Origin of the sequence: Amycolatopsis sp. NPDC004169 (genome assembly GCF_040610315.1) — a bacterium.
Lineage (GTDB): Bacteria > Actinomycetota > Actinomycetes > Mycobacteriales > Pseudonocardiaceae > Amycolatopsis.
Window position 1 is genome coordinate 310995 of the sequence record NZ_JBEXMD010000006.1, and the last position, 18338, is coordinate 329332.

The 18338-nt window shown below is 72.8% G+C and carries 14 protein-coding genes; 12 read left to right on the plus strand and 2 right to left on the minus strand.

Annotated elements, in window-relative coordinates; genetic code table 11:
* The first annotated feature begins 105 nt into the window (after window positions 1-105).
* From ABZX11_RS10975 to ABZX11_RS11015, 9 genes are all read left to right on the plus strand, one after another.
* Complete coding sequence (locus ABZX11_RS10975) at window positions 106-1335, plus strand: pyridoxal-dependent decarboxylase, exosortase A system-associated (protein WP_176176627.1); 1230 nt, start codon at window positions 106-108, stop codon at window positions 1333-1335.
* Window positions 1336-1471: 136 nt separating this feature from the next.
* Window positions 1472-3913 carry an AfsR/SARP family transcriptional regulator gene (locus ABZX11_RS10980; RefSeq protein ID WP_354911969.1) on the plus strand — a complete coding sequence of 814 codons (2442 nt, stop codon included), beginning with the start codon at window positions 1472-1474 and terminating at the stop codon, window positions 3911-3913.
* 214 nt (window positions 3914-4127) lie between these two features.
* Complete coding sequence (locus tag ABZX11_RS10985; protein WP_176176629.1) at window positions 4128-5054, plus strand: TIGR03564 family F420-dependent LLM class oxidoreductase; 927 nt, start codon at window positions 4128-4130, stop codon at window positions 5052-5054.
* A gap of 169 nt (window positions 5055-5223) precedes the next feature.
* Window positions 5224-6834 carry an ABC transporter substrate-binding protein gene (locus ABZX11_RS10990; protein WP_354911972.1) on the plus strand — a complete coding sequence of 537 codons (1611 nt, stop codon included), beginning with the start codon at window positions 5224-5226 and terminating at the stop codon, window positions 6832-6834.
* Window positions 6831-7784: an ABC transporter permease gene (locus ABZX11_RS10995; RefSeq protein ID WP_354912028.1), complete on the plus strand. Its 954-nt coding sequence runs from the start codon at window positions 6831-6833 to the stop codon at window positions 7782-7784. The genes ABZX11_RS10990 and ABZX11_RS10995 overlap by 4 nt, the downstream gene beginning before the upstream one ends.
* Window positions 7777-8607 carry an ABC transporter permease gene (locus ABZX11_RS11000; protein ID WP_354911975.1) on the plus strand — a complete coding sequence of 277 codons (831 nt, stop codon included), beginning with the start codon at window positions 7777-7779 and terminating at the stop codon, window positions 8605-8607. The genes ABZX11_RS10995 and ABZX11_RS11000 overlap by 8 nt, the downstream gene beginning before the upstream one ends.
* Window positions 8604-10181 (plus strand): ABC transporter ATP-binding protein, encoded by a 1578-nt coding sequence (locus ABZX11_RS11005; protein WP_354911978.1) that lies wholly within the window; start codon window positions 8604-8606, stop codon window positions 10179-10181. The genes ABZX11_RS11000 and ABZX11_RS11005 overlap by 4 nt, the downstream gene beginning before the upstream one ends.
* A gap of 21 nt (window positions 10182-10202) precedes the next feature.
* A complete protein-coding gene (gene sfnG / locus ABZX11_RS11010; RefSeq protein WP_354911980.1) occupies window positions 10203-11333 on the plus strand; it encodes a dimethylsulfone monooxygenase SfnG in 1131 nt (376 codons plus the stop codon).
* A complete protein-coding gene (locus ABZX11_RS11015) occupies window positions 11330-12505 on the plus strand; it encodes an acyl-CoA dehydrogenase family protein (RefSeq protein WP_354911983.1) in 1176 nt (391 codons plus the stop codon). The genes sfnG and ABZX11_RS11015 overlap by 4 nt, the downstream gene beginning before the upstream one ends.
* 2 nt (window positions 12506-12507) lie before the next feature.
* Here ABZX11_RS11015 and ABZX11_RS11020 read toward each other — a convergent pair whose 3' ends face one another.
* A complete protein-coding gene (locus ABZX11_RS11020; protein ID WP_354912031.1) occupies window positions 12508-13446 on the minus strand; it encodes a zinc-binding dehydrogenase in 939 nt (312 codons plus the stop codon).
* 82 nt (window positions 13447-13528) lie between these two features.
* On the opposite strand from ABZX11_RS11020, the gene ABZX11_RS11025 reads away from it, so the two are divergent.
* The 3 genes from ABZX11_RS11025 (at window position 13529) to ABZX11_RS11035 (ending at window position 15496) form a co-directional block, all read left to right on the plus strand.
* Entirely contained in the window at window positions 13529-14110 is a 582-nt protein-coding gene (locus ABZX11_RS11025; protein WP_354911986.1) for a helix-turn-helix domain-containing protein, read from the plus strand.
* 61 nt (window positions 14111-14171) lie between these two features.
* The gene (locus tag ABZX11_RS11030) at window positions 14172-14909 is read left to right on the plus strand and encodes an alpha/beta hydrolase (protein ID WP_354911990.1); all 738 of its coding nucleotides are present in this window, start codon (window positions 14172-14174) and stop codon (window positions 14907-14909) included.
* A complete protein-coding gene (locus tag ABZX11_RS11035; protein WP_354911992.1) occupies window positions 14906-15496 on the plus strand; it encodes a TetR/AcrR family transcriptional regulator in 591 nt (196 codons plus the stop codon). Before ABZX11_RS11030 ends, ABZX11_RS11035 begins: the two co-directional genes overlap by 4 nt.
* On the opposite strand, the gene ABZX11_RS11040 is transcribed toward ABZX11_RS11035, so the two are convergent.
* Complete coding sequence (locus ABZX11_RS11040; protein ID WP_354911995.1) at window positions 15482-18328, minus strand: glycoside hydrolase N-terminal domain-containing protein; 2847 nt, start codon at window positions 18326-18328, stop codon at window positions 15482-15484. The two genes, ABZX11_RS11035 and ABZX11_RS11040, sit on opposite strands and share 15 nt — an antisense overlap.
* Between the last annotated feature and the right edge of the window lie 10 nt (window positions 18329-18338).

Sequence of the window (18338 nt, forward strand, 5' to 3'; positions counted from 1 at the left end):
ATGTCCGGGTGGGTGGGTAGTTGCTTCAGTGGTCCCGTGCCGCCGAGGAAGTGTCCGAGGCGTCTTTCCGATATTCATTTCCCGTGCTCGAAGAAAAGGAAAGCGATGGCGAACACGACGGAAGCCGCGGCGGCGCCGCATCGCCGCGCCGGCGGTGTGCTCACCGTGGGCGGCGTGCCCGTGGACCGGCTCGCGGCGCGGGTCGGCACCACTCCCTTCTTCGCCTACGACCGCTCGCTCGTCACCACCCGCGTCGAGCGGGTCCGGGCCGCGCTGCCCGACGACGTCGAACTGAGCTACGCGGTCAAGGCCAACCCGATGCCCGCGCTGCTGCACCACCTCAGCGGCCTCGTCGACGGCCTCGACGTCGCCTCCGCCGGGGAACTGCGGCAGGCGCTCGACACGACCGTCCCCCCGGAACGGATCAGCTTCGCCGGGCCCGGCAAGACCGCGGCCGAGCTGGCCCGCGCGGTCGCCGCCGGGGTCACCGTCGAGCTCGAGTCCACCACCGAGCTCGCCCGGGTGCGGGAGGCCGGCGAGCGCCTCGGCCTCACCCCGCGCGTGGCGCTGCGGGTCAACCCGGACTTCGCGGTCCGCGGCTCCGGCATGCGCCTGGGCGGCGGCCCGCAGCAGTTCGGCATCGACGCCGAGCGCGTGCCCGCCGTCCTCGCCGAGGTCGGCGCGGCCGGCCTGGACTTCCAGGGCTTCCACGTCTTCGCCGGCTCCCAGAACCTGCGCGCGGAAAGCCTGTGCGAGGCCCAGCGCGCGACCGTCGATCTGGTGCTGCAGCTGGCCGAGGCCGCGCCCGGCCCGGTGCGGTCGGTGAACCTCGGCGGCGGCTTCGGCATCCCCTACACCGCCCGCGACACGGCACTGGACCTCGACGAGGTCGGCGAGAACCTGGCCAAGCTCCTGGACGTCTCGCTGCGGCCCGCGCTGCCCGACGCGCGCGTGGTGATCGAGCTCGGCCGCTACCTCGTCGGCGAGGCCGGGGTCTACCTCACCCGCGTGGTCGACCGGAAGGTCTCGCGCGGCACGACGTTCCTCGTCGTCGACGGCGGCCTGCACCACCAGCTCGCCGCGTCCGGCAACTTCGGCCAGGCCATCCGCCGCAACTACCCGCTCGCACTGGCGTCCGCGCCCGGCGGTCCGGAAGAGACGGTGACGGTGGTCGGCTGCCTGTGCACCCCGCTCGACCTGCTCGGCGACCGGGTTTCCCTGCCCGGGGCGGCGATCGGCGACCTGATCGCCATCTTCCAGGCCGGCGCCTACGGCCTGACCGCCAGCCCCACCGCCTTCCTCGGGCACCCGGCGCCGCCCGAAGTCCTCGTCTGACCCCGGAGGGAACACCGTGCAGACCACCGTGCCGACACCCGGAGCCACCGCGCTCCGCGCCGTCCCTGTGACATCCGGGGCTTCGCCCCGGGCCGGGGGCTCCGCCACCCGGAACCCCCGGACAGAAGCCGATCCTTTGCCCGATCCCGGTTTCCGCGTGCTGGGCCTGCTGCAGGTCCGCGGCAGCGAGCCGGTCGTCGTGACCGCGCGCCGCCAGCAGGTGGTGCTCGCGCTGCTGCTGCTCAACGGCAACCGCGTGGTACCGCTGGAGGTGCTGCTCGACGCGCTGTGGGGCCCCGAGCCGCCCGCGACCGCCCGCGCGCAGGTCCAGACCTGCGTGTCGGCCCTGCGGCGCGCGCTGGCGAAAGCCGGGCTGGGCGAACGGATCTCCGCCCGCGGCAGCGGCTACTGCCTCGACCTCGCGCCCGGGGAGCTGGACCTGCACGAGTTCGAGGCGCTGGTGGCCCGTGGCCGCGCCGCGCGGCGGCCGGAGGAAGCACGGGCGGCGTTCCGCGAAGCGCTGGCGCTCTGGCGCGGGGAACCGCTCACCGGGATCGACAGCGGCGTCGTGCGCGCCCACCAGGTCCGCATCGCCGAGCGCCGGGTGGAGGTGCTCGAGGACTGCCTCGACGCCGAGCTCGAGCTGGGCCTGCACCGCGAGGTCGTCGGCGAGATCTCGGTGCTGACCGAGGAGTACCCGCTGCGCGAGCGGTTCGTGCTCCAGCTGATGACCGCGCTGCACCGGTGCGGCCGCCGGGTCGAGGCGCTCGCCGCCTACCGGGCCGTGCGCCGCCGCTTCGTCGACGAACTGGGCCTGGAACCCGGCGTCGCGCTGCGCGAACTGCACCAGGACATCCTCGCCGGGTCGAGTGACACGCCGGCGAGCGGCCGCGCGGTCCCGCGGATGCTGCCGGCGCGGCTGCCGTACTTCACCGGGCACGAGCGGCTGCTGGCCGCGCTGCGGCGTGGCCTCACCGACGACGGCCCGGGCGCGGCCGTGGTCACCGTCCTCACCGGACGCGGCGGGGCGGGCAAGTCCGCCGTGGCGGCGGAAGCCGCGCACCGGGCCGCGCCGGCGTTCCCCGACGGGGTGCTCTACGCGCGGCTCGCCGACGAGGACGCCGCCGACGTGCTCGCGCGTTTCCTGCACGCGCTCGGCGTTCCCGCGGCGGGGATCCCCGACGACCTGGACGGCCGGGCCGCGCTGTACCGCAGCGTGCTCGCCGGGCGCCGGGTCCTGACCGTGCTGGAGGACGCCGCGAGCCTGGCGCGCGTCACGCCGTTCGTCGCCGACGCCCGTGGCTGCCGGCTGCTGGTCACCACCTGCGCCCGCGTCCCGGCGCTGCCCGGCGTGGCGGTGGCCGAGCTCGACGTGCTGGACGGCGCGGAGGGGGTCGAGCTGCTGTCCGCGCTGGTCGGCGAGGACCGCGTCACGGCGGAGCTGTCCGACGCGGTGGAGCTGGTCGAGCTGTGCGGCGGGCTGCCCGTGGCGGTGACGGCGGCGGCCACGCACGTCGCGGCGCGGCCGGGGCGCACGCTGGCCCAGGCGGTGGCCCGGCTGCGGGCCGAGGGCGACCGGATCGGCCGTCTCGGCGCGGGCGTCCGGGCGGCCGTCGGGCGCGGCCTGGCGGACGTGCCCGCGCCGGCCAGGGACCTGTTCGCCCGGCTGGCGCTGCTGCCCGCGGGCAGCTGGGCGGGCTGGGCCGCGACGGCACTGGCGGACGCCGGCCCGGCCGAAGCCGCCGACGCGCTGGAGTCGCTGGTGGACGCCCGTCTGGTCGACGTCGCCGGAGCCCGCTACCGGCTACCGTCCCTGACCCGGCTGCTGGCACTGGAAATGCTTGCGGCGCAACCACTTGACGCGCGCTCGGCGGCGTCCCGGCGGCTCTTCGGCGCCTGGCTGCACCTGACCGACGAGGTCCGGGGCGCCGAGGCAGGCCGCGCGCCGCGGACACCGGTGGTCGCCGACCTCGGCGACCGCGGCACGTGGTACGACCGGGAGTCGGCGGGCCTGCTGGCCGCGGTGCGCCAGGCCGCCGACGCGGGGGAGCCGGGGTACTGCGCGGAACTGGCGCTGGCGGTGGCCGACCTGGCGGGCGCGCGGGGCCGGCACGCGGACTGGCGCGAGAGCGGCGAAACGGCGTTGCGCGTGGTGGTCCCGGCGGGCGACCGGCGGGCCGAGGCGGCGTTGGAACGGTCCCTCGGTGAGCTGGCGGTCCGGGAAAGCCGGTTCGCCGACGCCGCGGGCCGCATCACACGGGCGCTGACCGCCGGCGAGCAGGCCGGGGGCGTGAGCTGGGACGAGCTGGTCCGCCAGGTCCTGGCCGGGGTCGACCGGGCCCGCGCCGCGATGCCGGCGTCCCCGGTCTCGCCGGTCGGGGTGCCCGGCGAGCCGGCGGCGGGCAACCGCACGGCGTCTCCGCGGATTGCGCTGGGCCGCAACCAGTTCGAGCTGGCGGCCGATCGCGCCCAGCCGGACGGCGCGCCCCGGTCGGTGGCCCGTGCGGGGCATCGCCGGTTGCCGCGCCCGAGGCCGATCTCGTGGCGGCGTGAGTCGGAATACCCCGAGGAAGCCTGATCGGAATGCCTGGCGAGCCGGCGGCGGGCAACCGCACGGCGTCTCCGCGGATTGCGCTGGGCCGCAACCAGTTCGAGCTGGCGGCCGATCGCGCCCAGCCGGACGGCGCGCCCCGGTCGGTGGCTCGTGCGGGGCATCGCCGGTTGCCGCGCCCGAGGCCGATCTCGTGGCGGCGTGAGTCTGAATACCCCGAGGAAGCCTGAAAGGAACGTCCATGATCATCGGTGCCGCGCTGCCCGCCGGAGACCTGTCCGGGGCCGCCAACAGCGTCGAGACGCTGCTCGCCCAGACCCGCGAGGCCGCGGCCGCCGGGCTGCGCTCGGTGTGGTTTTCGCAGCTGTTCGACCACGACGCCCTCACCCTCGCGGCCCTCGCCGGGCGGGAGGTACCCGGGATCGCGGTCGGGACGGCGGTGGTCCCGCTCTACCCGCGCCACCCGCTCCACCTGGCGGCCCAGGCCCAGACGGCCCAGGCGGCCACCGGCGGCCGGTTCACGCTCGGGGTGGGGCTGGGGGTGCGGGGGCTGCTGGAACCGGCGTTCGGGTTCGAATACCCGCCGCCGATCGCTTCGCTGCGTGAGTCGCTTGTCGTGCTGCGGGAGGTTTTCGAGGGTGGCCGTCCGGCGTTCGACGGCGAGACGCTGACGGCGTGCCCGCCGCTGCCGACGTCGGTGCCGGGCGGGGGTGGCGTCCCGATCGTGGTGGCGGCGATGGGCCGCCAGGCGTTGCGGGTGGCCGGGGAACTGGCCGACGGCACCCTGCCGTTCCTGGCCGGGCCGCGGGCACTGGCCGAGCACATCGTGCCGACGCTGACGAAGGCCGCCGCGGACGCGGGCCGGCCGGAGCCGCGGGTGATCGCGGCGGTTCCGGTGGTGGTGACCGAGGACGTCGAGCCGGTCCGGCAGATCGCCGCGGTGCACCTGGGGTACTACGGGGACATTCCGTCGTATCGCCGGATCCTGGACGTCGAAGGGGTCACGCACGCGGCCGAGCTGGCGTTGGTGGGGGACGAGCGGGTGGTGGCGGCGGGGTTGCGCCGGTACTTCGACGCCGGGGCGACGGAGGTGGTCCTGATCCAGTCGGGGATGCGGTCGTCGCGGGAGCGGCTGCGGACGTGGGAACTCGCCGGGTCGCTCAGCTGATCTCGGTCGGCCGGCCCGTCGCCACGGCGAACACAAAACGCCCGAGTGTCAAGGGTGTCTCGCCGCGGTGCCACGGATTGGGACGCCGGTTCAGCCAGTGGGACGAGGGTCCGGTGCATGGTTAGCGTCGCGTTCAGAAAGCGCAACCGCTCCCGCTGGAGGCCGTCCGGTGTCCCCCCTTTCCCCCGTCCGCAACGCCGCGGCCCTGCTCGCTCTGCCCGTTCTGCTGACCGCCTGCTCCGCCGCCGGCGGGGTGTCCGGGGCCGACACGGGACCGCCCAAGCCCGGCGGGACGCTGCGGCTCGGCATCTCGTCCGCCCCCGACTGCATCGACCCGCAGCAGACCGCCACCAACGCGTCGACCAACGTCGCCCGCCAGCTGGTCGACTCGCTCACCGACCAGGACCCGAAGACCGGCGAGAGCAAGCCGTGGCTGGCCGAGAAGTGGGAGGTCAACGCCGATTCGACGGCGTTCACCTTCCACCTGCGGCCCGGTGCCACCTTCTCCGACGGCAGCCCGGTCGACGCCGCCGCCGTGAAGACCAGCTTCGACGGCATCAAGGCCCTCGGCACCAAGGCCCAGCTCGGCTACGGCTACCTCGCCGCCTACAAGAGCTCGGCCGTGGTCGACCCGCAGACCGTCCGGATCGAGTTCTCCGCGCCCAGCGCCCAGTTCCTGCAGGCCAGCTCGACCGTCTCGCTCGGCGTTCTCGCCCCCGCGGCGTTCAAGCAGACCCCGGAACAGCGCTGCCAGGGCACCGGCCTGATCGGCTCCGGCCCGTTCGTCTTCGAAAGCCTGAAGCAGAACCAGGAAATCGTGCTGGCCAAGCGGAAGGGCTACGCCTGGGGCTCCCCGCTGTTCAAGCACCAGGGCGAGGCCTACCTCGACAAGATCGACTACAAGATCGTGCCCGAACCCGGCGTCCGCACCGGCAGCCTCGCCTCCGGCCAGCTCGACGCCGCCACCGACATCCAGCCGGTCGACGAGCCGCAGTTCAAGGGCAACGGCTTCAGCGAGAACATCCGGCCCAACCCCGGTGTCGTGTTCAACCTGCACGCCAACACCAGCCGCGGCGTGCTCACCGACGAGAAGGTGCGCCAGGCCGTGCTCAAGGGCGTCGACCGCCCCGAGGTCGTGAACACCGTCCTGACCCCGAGCTACCAAGCCGCCACCAGCATCCTCGGGTCGGCGACGCCGCTGCAGAGTGACCTCTCGCAGCAGCTCGCGTACGACCAGAAGGGCGCGGCCGCGCTGCTGGACGGCGACGGCTGGGTGCCCGGCCCGGACGGCATCCGCGTCAAGAACGGGCAGAAGCTGAGCGCCGCCGTCGTGTTCTCGCCGGTGTTCAACCAGAACCGGAGCGTGCTGGAGCTGATCCAGCAGCAGCTGCGCAAGATCGGCTTCGACCTGCGGATCGAGCAGCACACCACGGCCGAAACCACGCAGATCCAGCTGAGCGGCAACTACGACTTCCTCTGGTACAACGTCACCCGCGCCGACCCGGACATCCTGCGCGGCCAGTTCTCCACCAAGGCGGGCAACCGCAGCAAGCTCGCGCCGGGCAACCCGCTGGACGTGGCCCTCGACGCCCAGTCGTCCACTGTGGACGTCACCAAGCGCAAGGCGCCGGCCGAGGAGGCGCAGAAGCTGATCGTCGAGCACGCCTACGCGATCCCGGTGTTCGAGCTCACCCAGGTCGTCGCGCTGAGCTCGAAGGCGCACGCCGTCGACTTCGAGGCCTCGTCACGGCTGCAGCTATTCGACGCGTGGCTGTCGTGAGGCGCTACCTGCTGCGCCGCGCCGGGCAGGCGGTGTTCGTGCTCTGGGCGGCGTTCACGGTGTCGTTCCTGATCCTCTACCTGCTGCCGGGTGACGCCGTTTCGGCGAAGCTCGCCACCGGCGAGGCGGGCTCGTCGGCGACGCCGGAGCAGCTGGCCGCCGCCCGCGCGGAGTACGGCCTCGACTCGCCGCTGCCGGTCCAGTACCTGAAACGGCTGGTCTCGGCGCTGCACGGCGACTTCGGGCGCAGCATCGCCACCGGCGACGACGCGACGCACATGGTCGTCACGGCCCTGCCGCCGACCCTGGCGGTGACCGGCCTGGCGCTGGTGTTCGCGGTGCTGTTCGGCGGTGGCTCGGCGTTCCTCGGCACGTTCACCCGGTTCCGCTGGCTGCGGCAGGCGCTGCTCTCCCTGCCGTCGCTGGCGATCTCGCTGCCGCCGTTCTGGGTCGGGCTGCTGCTGATCCAGTTCTTCTCGTTCCGGCTGCGGCTGCTGCCCGCCCTCGGCACCCAGGGCTTCGAGACGATCATCCTGCCCGCGATCACCCTGGCCCTGCCGACCGGCGCGATCATCGGGCAGGTGCTGGCGCGCAGCCTCGCCACACAGCAGGAGGAGCCGTACGCGGAGATCGCGGCGGCCAAGGGCGCGAGCCGCTGGCGCGTCCACTTCGGACACCTGCTGCGCAACGCCGCCGTGCCGGCGCTGACCGTCGCCGGCGTGGTGGCGGGCAACATGGTCGCCGGTTCGGTGATCACCGAGACGGTGTTCTCGCGCGACGGCGTCGGCCGGATCACCGCGGCCGCCGTCACCGCGCAGGACATCCCGGTGGTGCAGGCGGTGATCGTGCTGGCCGCGCTCGTGTTCGTGGTGCTCAACCTGGTCGTCGACCTGCTCTACCCGCTGCTCGACCCGCGCATCGCCCGGACACCGGAGGTGGCTCGTGGTTGACCTCGCGCTCCCGAAGCGTCACCTGTCCGCGAAAGTGGCGCCGGGGCTGGTGCTGGCGGTGGCCGTGCTGGCGTTCGTGCTGCTCGCGGCGTTCGTGCCGGGACTGCTGACCGGGTACGACCCGCTCACCGGCGTCCCGGCCGAGCGGCTGCAGGAGCCGTCCCTGCACCACCTGTTCGGCACCGACGAGACCGGCCGGGACGTCTACGCGCGCGTGATCCACGGCGCGTCGCTCTCGCTGCGGGCGACCGCGATCGCCGTGCTCGTGGCGCTGGTGGCCGGCTCGGCCCTCGGCCTGGTCGCCGGCTTCCGCGGCGGCCTGCTCGACACGGTGATCATGCGGTTCGTCGACGTCTTCCTGGCCATCCCGCCGATCCTGCTGTCGCTGGCCCTGGTCACCGCGCTGGGGTTCGGCACGACGAACGTCGCGATCGCCGTCGGCATCGCGAACCTGGCGTCCTTCGCCCGGGTCATGCGTGCGGAGGTGCTCCGCGTGCGCAACGGCGTGTACGTCGAGGCCGCCCGGGCGTCCGGGGTGCGCTGGTCGGGCGTGCTGCTGCGGCACGTCCTGCCGAACGCGGCCGGCCCGGTGCTCGCGCTGGCGACGCTCACCCTCGGCACGGCCGTGCTCGAGGTCTCCGCGCTGAGCTTCCTCGGCTTCGGCGCGACCCCGCCCACCCCGGAGTGGGGCGCGCTCGTCGCGGGCGGGCGCAGTTTCCTGGCCACGGCCTGGTGGATGACGACGTTCCCGGGCCTGACGGTCGCGGCGGTGGTCCTGTCCGCGAACCGGCTGTCCCGCGCGCTGGACGGAGGAGACCGATGAGCCTGCTGCGGATTTCGGGCCTGGCCGTGTCGTACAAGAACGTCCCGGCCGTCCGGGACGTCGGGTTCGACGTCGGCGCCGGCGAAGTGGTGGCCGTCGTCGGCGAATCGGGCTCGGGCAAGTCGACGACCGCGCACGCGGCGATCGGGCTGCTGCCGCGCGGCGGCCGCGTCGACGGCGGCTCGATCACCTTCGACGGCCGCGACCTGCTGACCCTGTCGGACAAGCAGTGGCGCCGGGTGCGCGGCCGCGAGATCGCCCTGGTGCCGCAGGACCCGGCGGTGTCGCTGAACCCGGTGCACCGGATCGGCGACCAGGTCGCGGAGGTGCTGAAGATCCACGGCCTCGCGGACCGGCGTTCGGCGTCGGTGCAGGCGATCGAGCTGCTCGAACGCGCGGGCGTGCCGGAGCCGGAACTGCGGGCGCGGCAGTACCCGCACCAGCTCTCGGGCGGCCTGCGGCAGCGCGTGCTGATCGCGGCGGCGCTGGCCGGACGGCCGAAGCTGATCATCGCCGACGAACCGACGTCGGCGCTGGACGTCACCGTGCAGCGGCGGATCCTCGACCACCTGACGGCGCTGGCCGCCGAATCGGGCACGGCGATCCTGCTGATCACCCACGACCTCGGGGTCGCGGCCGACCGGGCGGCGCGGATCGTGGTGCTCTCGGAGGGTGCGGTCGTCGAGGAGGGTTCGTCGATCGTCACCGCGCCGACGCACCCGTACACGCAGCAGCTGATCGCGGCGGCGCCGAGCCTGTCGAGCACCTTGCGGCCACCCGCGCCTGCCGCCGAGCCGCTCGTGTCGGTGCGGGACCTGGCGAAGACGTTCGACGGCGGGATCCGCGCGGTCGACGGTGTTTCCTTCGACATCCCGCGCGGGCAGACCCTGGCGCTGGTCGGCGAATCCGGCTCGGGCAAGTCGACGACCGCCCGGATGGTGCTGCGGCTGGAAACCCCGTCGGCGGGCACGGTGTCGTTCGACGGCCGGGACATCACGGCTCTCGGCGGTGACGAACTGCGCCGGCTGCGGCGGCGGATGCAGGTCGTGTACCAGAACCCGTACGCGTCGCTGAACCCGAAGTTCTCCATCGAGGACGTGGTCGCCGAGCCGTTGCGGGCGTTCGGGCTGCCGGATCGCCGGGCCCGCGTGGCCGAGCTGCTGGAGCAGGTGGCGCTGCCGGCGTCGGTGGCGCGCCGGAAGCCGGCGGAGCTGTCCGGCGGCCAGCGGCAGCGGGTGGCGATCGCGCGGGCCCTGGCGCTGAACCCGGACCTGGTGGTGTGCGACGAGCCGGTGTCGGCGCTCGACGTCTCGGTGCAGGCCCAGATCCTGCGCCTGCTGGCGGAGCTGCAGTCGTCGCTGGGGTTGTCGTACCTGTTCATCTCGCACGACCTCGCGGTGGTCCGGCAGCTCGCCGACCACGTCGGCGTCATGCGCGCGGGCGCGCTGGTGGAGCTGGGCCCGGTGGCCCGGGTGCTCGAAGCGCCGGAGTCGGAGTACACGAAAGAACTGCTGGCCGCGATTCCCGGCCGTCGGAAAGTTTCCCAGCACGTGGATGCCTTTGCCGAGAGCTGACGCATGCCGCATTCTCCGGTCATGACCCAGCTCCACGAACCACTGAAATTCGCCTATTGGGTGCCGAACGTCAGCGGCGGCCTCGTCACCAGCGACATCGAACAGCGCACGGATTGGGGGTACGAATACAACCGGGACCTCGCGGTCATCGCCGAGAACAGCGGGTTCGAATACGCCCTCACGCAGGTCCGGTACACCGCCAGTTACGGCGCCGCCTACCAACACGAATCGACCGGGTTCAGCCTCGCACTGCTCCTGGCCACGCAGCGGCTGAAGGTGATCGCGGCCGTGCACCCCGGCCTGTGGCAGCCCGGCGTGCTGGCGAAGTTCATCGCCAGCGCGGACGTGCTGTCCGGCGGCCGGGCCGCGGTGAACGTGGTCAGCGGGTGGTTCAAGGACGAGTTCACCGGGCTCGGCGAACCCTGGCTGGAGCACGACGAGCGCTACCGCCGGTCCGAAGAGTTCATCCGGGTGCTCAAGGAACTGTGGACCGACGACCACGCCGAGTTCGCCGGCGACTTCTACCGGATCCACGACTTCGACATCAAGCCCAAACCCCTTTCGGGTGAGGGTCGTCCGCATCCCGAGATCTTCCAGGGCGGCAATTCCACGGCGGCCCGCAAGCTGGCAGGCCGCGTTTCGGACTGGTATTTCAGCAACGGCAATGACTACGACGGGTTCAGCGAGCAGGTGGCCGAGGTCCGCGGGTACGCCGCCGAAACTTCGCACGCCGTCAAATTCGGCCTGAACGGTTTCGTGATCGCCCGCGAAACCGAAGCCGAAGCGCGGGACGTGCTGCGCGAGATCGTCGCCAAGGCCAACGTCGAAGCGGTCGAAGGCTTCCGGTCGGCGGTGCAGCAGGCCGGCAACGCGACGGCGGACAAGAAGGGCATGTGGGCGGATTCGGAGTTCGCCGACCTCGTCCAGTACAACGACGGCTTCCGCACCCGGCTGATCGGCACCCCGGAGCAGATCGCCGAACGCGCCATCGAGTACAAGCGCCGCGGCGCGAGCCTGCTGCTGCTCGGTTTCCTGCACTTCCAGGAGGACGTCGAGCACTTCGGCAAGCACGTGCTGCCGATCATCCGTGAGCTGGAGAAGGACCTCGACCACAGCGCTGCGACGCCCGAACCCGTGGGGAGCCGAGCATGACCGACTGGATCGAACGCGCCCGTGAGGCCGCCGCCAAGCTCGCCGTCGACGCCGTCGAGCGCGACCGCCGCGGCGAGACCCCGTACCAGGAAGTGCAGCTGCTCAAGGACGCCGGCCTGGTCACCCTGCTCGGCCCGGCCGAGCACGGCGGCGGCGGGCAGACCTGGGAGACCGCGTACCGGGTGATCCGCGAGATCGCCAGGGCCGACGGCTCGATCGGGCAGCTGCTGGGCTACCACTACCTGTGGGCCTGGGCGGCTCGCCTGGTGGCCACGGACGCGCAGGTGGCCGCGGTCGAAGAGCTGTACACGAAGGAGAACCTGTTCTTCGGCGGCGCGGTCAACCCGCGCGACTCCGACCTGACGATCACCGAAGACGGCGACGAACTCGTCTACAACGGGCACAAGTCGTTCTCCACCGGCAGCAAGGTCTCCGACCTGACGGTGCTTGAAGGCGTCCTGGAGGGCACCGAGGACCACATCTTCGCGATCGTCCCGTCGCGGCAGGAGGGCATCACCTTCCACGACGACTGGGACAACATCGGCCAGCGGCTCACCGAATCCGGCAGCGTCACGATCTCCGGCGTCCGGGTGCCGTGGGAGTCGGCCGCCGGCTACGTCGACCGCGAGTTCCGGCCGCTGGTGTACAACACCCTCAACGTCCCGGCGATCCAGCTCGTCTTCACCAACTTCTACCTCGGCATCGCCCAGGGCGCACTCGAGACGGCGCTCGCCTACACGCGGGAGCGCACCCGGGCGTGGCCCTACGGTGGCGACGACAAGCAGGCCGCGTCCGAAGAGTGGTACATCCTCGACGGCTACGGCGACCTGCAGGCGAAGCTGTGGGCGGCGGAGGCACTGGTGGACCGGGCGGGCGCGGCGATCTCCCGCGTGCTCCACGCCCCGCGCGAAGAGCTGACGCCCGAGGCGCGCGGCGAGGTGGCGGTGCTGATCGCCGCGGCCAAGCAGCGCACGGTGGACACCGGCCTGGAGATCGGGACGAAGATCTTCGAGCTGACCGGGGCCAGGGCGAGCGCGTCGAAGTACGGCCTCGACCGGTTCTGGCGCAACCTGCGGACGCACTCGCTGCACGACCCGCTGCCGTACAAGCGCCGGGAAGTGGGGGAGTACGCCCTGCTCGGCGCGTACCCGACGCCGACCTGGTACACCTGAGGTCACGCCGGGACGAGCGCGAGCCGTCCGAACACCTCGCCGGTGTCGAGCTGCCGGTGGGCGAGCGTGGCGTGCGCCAACGGCAGCACGTCGTGGACAACGGCGTCCACCTCGCCCCGTCCCACCGCGGCCAGCAGCTCGGCGGCCGCGGCTCGGCGGTCCTCTGTGGACACCGTGTCCGCGCTGAACGTCGCGAACGACAGCGACTTCCGGAACGCCGCGAACATTTCCGCGGCCAGCCGCGCCGGTGGCGGCCCCGCGATCGCCCCCACCGCGACCAGCCGGCCGTTCGGGTTGAGCTTGCCCAGGAACGAGGGCAGCTCGTCCCCGGCCACGATGTCGATGACGACGTCGTAGCCGCCGGGGCCCGCACCGGAGCGGTCCAGCACGTCGGTGGCGCCCAGCGCCCGCAGGCGCGCACCCCGCTCGGCCGACGACGTCGTGACCGCGACCGTGCCGGTGCGGGCCGCCAGCTGGACCGCCAGCACCCCGATCCCGCCCGCCGCGCCGCGGACCAGCACCGACTCGCCGGGCGCGAAGCGGGCGTGCCGGAGCCCGAAGCGGGCCACCACCCCGGAACCGGCGACGGTCACCGCGTCGACCGGCGAGACGCCCGCCGGCACGGGCACGAGCGCCGCGGCCGAAGCGACCGCCTGCTCGGCGTACCCGCCGCCCAGTCCGGTGGGGGCCCAGACGCGCGTGCCGGTCCACGACTCGTCGACGCCCTCGCCGACGGCGGTGACGACGCCGGCGACCTCGCCGCCGGGGATGTGGCCCGCTTCGAAGCCGTAGGCGGCCAGGTCGCCGCGGCGGATGAGGGCGTCGACCCCGCCGACGCCGATCGCCTCGGTGGTGATCACCACTTCCCCGGCGCCCGGCCGCGGGTCGGGGCGCTCGACGACGGCCAGGCCGCCGGGATCGCCGAAGGTCTGCACGGCCACTGCTCTCACGATCATCTCCCGGGGTCTCGGTGCGGCCGCGAACGTAACGGACGCCCCCGTCCGGTACACCTAAAGTGAGACGATGACCGGTCAAGTGCCTCGGATCCGGCGTTCGGACGCCCGCGACAACCGCGAACGCCTCCTCGAAGCGGCCCGGGCCGTGTTCGCGGACGAGGGGCTGACCGCGCCGATGCGCGAGGTCGCCCGGCGGGCGGACGTCGGCCCGGCGACGCTGTACCGCCACTTCCCGACCAAGGAGCAACTGGTCACCGAGGCGTTCGCGGAGCAACTGCGCGCGTGTTACGCGGTCGTCGACGACGCGCTCGCCGACCCGGACCCCTGGCGTGGCCTCCAGGCCGTGCTGGTGCGGCTGGGTGAGCTCTACGCCCGCGACCGGGCCGTCACCGCGGCGCTGCTGTCGGCGTTCCCGATGGACTTCACCGCCGAGCGGGAGCGGGCGCTGAAGTCGCTGGCGGAGCTGGTGCGCCGCGCGCGGGACGCGGGTGCGGTGCGCCCCGAGACGACGCTGGACGACGTCGTCGTGGTGCTGGCGGCGGCCGGTGGGCTCCCGGCGGCCACGCCTGCGGCGCGGGTCGCGGCGGCCCGGCGGTTCACCACGATCGCGATCAACGGCCTCCGAGCCGTTCCGACCCTTCGCGACTAAGTGGGACACTGTCCCGGTAAGCTAACCGGGACAGTGTCCCACTTGAGGAATCGAGTCTCCCATGGCGATGACGTACGTGCTGGTCCACGGCGCTTGGCACACCGGGCAGTGCTGGGCGCGGGTGGTGCCGCGGCTGGCGGCGAGCGGGCAGCCGGTGTACACCCCGACGCTGACCGGCTACGGCGAGACGCGGCACCTGCTGAGCCCGGACGTCGGGCTTCGCACGCACACCGCCGACGTCGTGCGGCTGCTGACCGAGGCGGACCTGCACGACGTCGTCCTGGTCGGGCACAGCTACGCGGGCATGGTCATCTCCGCGGTGGCCAACGAGGTGCCGGAGCGGATCGCGCGGCTGGTGTACCTCGACGCGATGGTGCCCGCCGACGGGGAGACCGCGATCGACGTCATGCCGGTCACCCGCACCATGCTCGGCACCGGGTGGCGGGTCCCGCCGCTGCCCGAGCAGCCCGCCCCGTTCGGCCTGTTCGGGGTCACCGATCCCGGTGACATCGCCTGGTTGCGGACCATGATGTCCGACCAGTCGCTCCGGTGCCTCGAAGAGCCGGTCGCCCAGGACAACCCGGCGCTGCGGGCGATCCCGCGCACGCACATCCACTGCACGGTGAAGCCCGAGGGGTTCGACCACCGCCCGGTGCCCGCCGTGCAGCCGAACGGCGAGCCCGCGGACGTGCGCGAGCTGGCCGCCGGGCACGACTGCATGATCACCGCGCCGGCGGAGCTGGCCGAGCTGCTGCTGGGCGTCGGCGAGCCGGTGGGGGCCGGTAGCATGCGGTCGTGAGCGGATCCCGGACGGCAGCAGGAAAACCGCCGCAGCGCGCCGACGCGCGGCGCAACGCCGGGAACGTCCTGGAGGCCGCGGCCGCGGTGTTCGTGACGTCCGGCGTCGAAGCGCCGATCCGGGAGATCGCCGCCCGGGCCGGGGTGGGCACGGCGACCATCTACCGCCACTACCCGACCCGGGCCGACCTGATCCTCGCGGTGTACCGGCTGCAGGTCGAAGCCCTGGCCGAAGCCGGCCCCGCCCTGCTCGCCGAGAAGGCGGGGCCGCACCAGGCCCTCGTCGAGTGGATCGACCGGTTCGTCGACTTCGTCATCACCAAGCAGGGGCTGGCGTCGGTGCTGCAGTCCGACGACTCCTGCTACGACCCGCTGCACGCCTACTTCCTCGAACGCCTCGGCCCGGTGTGCACGCAGCTGCTCGACGAGGCCGCGGCGGCCGGCGAGATCGTCCCCGGCCAGGACGCCTACGAGCTGATGCGCGGTGTCGGCAGCCTCTGCGCCGGCGCCGGGACGGCGGCGCATTACGACGCCCGGCACCTGGTGAAGCTGCTGGTCAACGGCTTGCGCCGGTCAGAAGCGCGATAACAGGAACCGCTGGTTGGCGCCGCTGCCGGCGGCGTACTGGGAGATCCGGGCCCCGTCGGCGGTCGAGGCGCCCCAGACGTCCATCGCGAGGCCGCTGGCCCGGTTGACCAGGCTCACCACCCCGCCGCCCTGGTCGGTGACCTTCCACTGCTGGGTCGTCGCGCCGGTGTCCGGCTGCTGGGTGATGTCCGCGCCCGAAGCCGAGCTCGCGACCTGCAGCACCAGCCCGCTGTGCCGAGCCCGGATGCGGTGGTAGCCGCCGTCGGAGGCGAGGAAGTCGAACTGCTGGTTCAGCCCGCTGCCGGCCTGCCACTGGATCAGCGCGGCCCCCGCCGCGGTCGAGGCGCCGTTGATGTCGGCCGCCTTGCCGCTGTGCTGGGCGATGAGCCGGTAGTTCACCCCGGGCTCCACCACCGGCGGCGGGCCGCCGAGGGAGGTGACCCGGTAGGTGTGCCCCGCCTGACCGGTGAAGCGGACCAGATCGGTTTCGACGGACGTCGGCTGGACCTCGGCGCCGCTGGTGGTGTCGAGCACCTCGTAGGTGGTGGTGAACAGCCTGCTGCGGACCTTGACCTCGCCGTCGCGGTCCGGCGTGATGGTCAGCTGGGTCGCCGCACCGCCGCTCCAGGTCGCGCCGACCGTGTAGCCGCCGCGGCCGCGCAGGCCCGTGACGCTGCCGGCCGGCCAGGCGGGCGGCAGGGCGGGCAGGACGTGCAGTTCGCCGTTGTGGCTGTGCAGCAGCAGTTCCGCGATGCCGGAGGTCGCCCCGAAGTTGCCGTCGATCTGGAACGGGGGATGCAGGTCGAACATGTTGGGCGCCAAGCGGTCCGTCCGCACGAGCAGCCGGAGCAGGTCGTGCGCCTTGCTGCCCTCCTCCATCCGCGCCCAGTAGTTGATCTTCCACGCCAGCGACCACCCGGTGCCGTCGTCCCCGCGCAGCTGGAGCGTCTTGCGGGCGGCCGTGAACATTGTGGGCGTGCCACGCTTGGTGATCTGGTTGCTGGGGTACAGGCCGTAGAGGTGCGAGATGTGCCGGTGGGTCTGTTCGGTCTCCACCCAGTCGTAGAGCCATTCCTGGATGTTGCCGCGCGAGCCGACCTTCATCGGCGCCAGCTTCTGCCGGGCCGCCTTGACCTGGTCGGCGAAGGCGGCGTCCACGCCGAGCACCTGGCACGCGCCCGCGCAGCCGTCGAACAGGTCGCGCAGGATCTGCATGTCCATCGTCGGTCCGGCGCACACGGACGCGTTCGTGTGGTGGTTCAGCTCGGGGGAGTTCGCCGGGTTGGTGACCAGGTAGCCCAGCGACGGTTCGGTCACCAGCGTGTCGAGGAAGAACTGTGCGGCACCCTTCAGCAGCGGGTACCGGGCGCGCGGGAACTCGACATCGCCGGTGAACCGGTAGTGGTCCCAGATCATGGTGGCCAGCCACGCCCCGCCGGTCTGCCACATCCCGGCCTGCGCGAAGTCCACAATGGAGGATCCGCGCCACCCGTCGGTGTTGTGGTGGGTGACCCAGCCCCGGGCGCCGTACTCGACCTGCGCGGTGCGCGCCCCGGTCACCGAGAGATCGGCGATCATCGCGAACACCGGCTCGTAGCACTCGGCGAGGTTGGTGACGTCGGCCGGCCAGTAGTTCATCGGCAGGTTGGCGTTGAGCGTGTACTTCGACTCCCACGACGGGTTCAGCTGGTCGTTCCAGATGCCCTGCAGGTTGGCCGGCTGGGTGCCCGGCCGCGACGAGGAGATCAGCAGGTAGCGCCCGAACTGGAAGAGCAGGGCGGCGAACTGCGGGTCGCTGACGCTGTTGTGCTGGGCGATCCGGACGTCGGTCGGCTGGTCGGCGGCCGAGGTCCGGCCCAGGTCGAGCGTCGTGCGGTTGAACAGCTTCTGGTAGTCCGCCACGTGCCGGCTGCGCAGGGCGTCGAAGGAGAGGGACTGGGCGGCGGCCAGCTTCGACCGCGCGATGCCCTGGTAGTCCCCGTTCACCGTGCGGTAGTCGACGTAACTCGTGCCGATGGAGATCAGCAGCGTCACCGCGTTGGCGCCGGACACCCGCAGCGTGCCGCCGGAACTGCTGGTGGTCCCGCCCTCGGCGGTGGCGTTCGCCAGTGCGAGGAACCGGACCGAGCCGGGGATGCCGCGGCTGTCGGAGGAAACGCCGTCGAGCGCGATCGTGGTGCCGTTCGGGCTGGACGCCGTCGCCTGCTGCGGGGTGCCGAACGACGCGGAGAACGAGATCGAGCCGCGCGTCTCGGCGGTCAACCGCACGACGATCACCTGGTCCACCGCGCTGGCGAAGACTTCCCGCCGGTACCGCACGTTGTTCACGACGTAGCCGACGACCGTCGTCGCCGTGGTCAGGTCGAGCCAGCGCTGGTAGGAGGACGCGGTGCCACCCGGGAGCGCGAGGCTGAGCGTGCCGACGGGCTGGTAGGGCTGCTGGGCGGCCGGCGTGCCCAGCATCTTCTGGTCGATCAGCGACTGCGCCTGCGTCCACTGGTTCGCGAACACCAGCTGCCGGATCTGGGCGAGGGCGCCCGCGCCCTGGGTGTTGCTGTAGTCGTGCGGGCCGCCCGCCCAGACCGTGTCCTCGTTGAGCTGCAGGCGTTCGGTGTCGGTGTTGCCGAACACCATGGCGCCCAGCCTGCCGTTGCCGATCGGCAGCGCGCGCAGCCACTCGGTGCCCGCCGGTTTGTCGTACCACAGCGCCAGGTCGTTCACCGCCCGGACGTCGGCAGGCGCGGCCGAGCCGGGCCGGGCGGTCGCCGTCCACACGAGGGGCACCAGCGCGGCACCGAGCCGGATGGCCTGCCGCCGGGTCAGGTCGGGCATCGTCGTCCTC

What these genes read in the sequence shown, in the direction of transcription:
- ABZX11_RS10975 (WP_176176627.1), top strand. Translation starts at nt 106, where the DNA reads ATGGCGAACACGACGGAAGCCGCGGCGGCGCCGCATCGCCGCGCCGGC.
- sfnG (WP_354911980.1), top strand. Translation starts at nt 10,203, where the DNA reads ATGACCCAGCTCCACGAACCACTGAAATTCGCCTATTGGGTGCCGAAC.
- ABZX11_RS11040 (WP_354911995.1), bottom strand. Translation starts at nt 18,328, where the DNA reads ATGCCCGACCTGACCCGGCGGCAGGCCATCCGGCTCGGTGCCGCGCTG.
- ABZX11_RS11015 (WP_354911983.1), top strand. Translation starts at nt 11,330, where the DNA reads ATGACCGACTGGATCGAACGCGCCCGTGAGGCCGCCGCCAAGCTCGCC.
- ABZX11_RS11030 (WP_354911990.1), top strand. Translation starts at nt 14,172, where the DNA reads ATGGCGATGACGTACGTGCTGGTCCACGGCGCTTGGCACACCGGGCAG.
- ABZX11_RS10985 (WP_176176629.1), top strand. Translation starts at nt 4,128, where the DNA reads ATGATCATCGGTGCCGCGCTGCCCGCCGGAGACCTGTCCGGGGCCGCC.
- ABZX11_RS11025 (WP_354911986.1), top strand. Translation starts at nt 13,529, where the DNA reads ATGACCGGTCAAGTGCCTCGGATCCGGCGTTCGGACGCCCGCGACAAC.
- ABZX11_RS11005 (WP_354911978.1), top strand. Translation starts at nt 8,604, where the DNA reads ATGAGCCTGCTGCGGATTTCGGGCCTGGCCGTGTCGTACAAGAACGTC.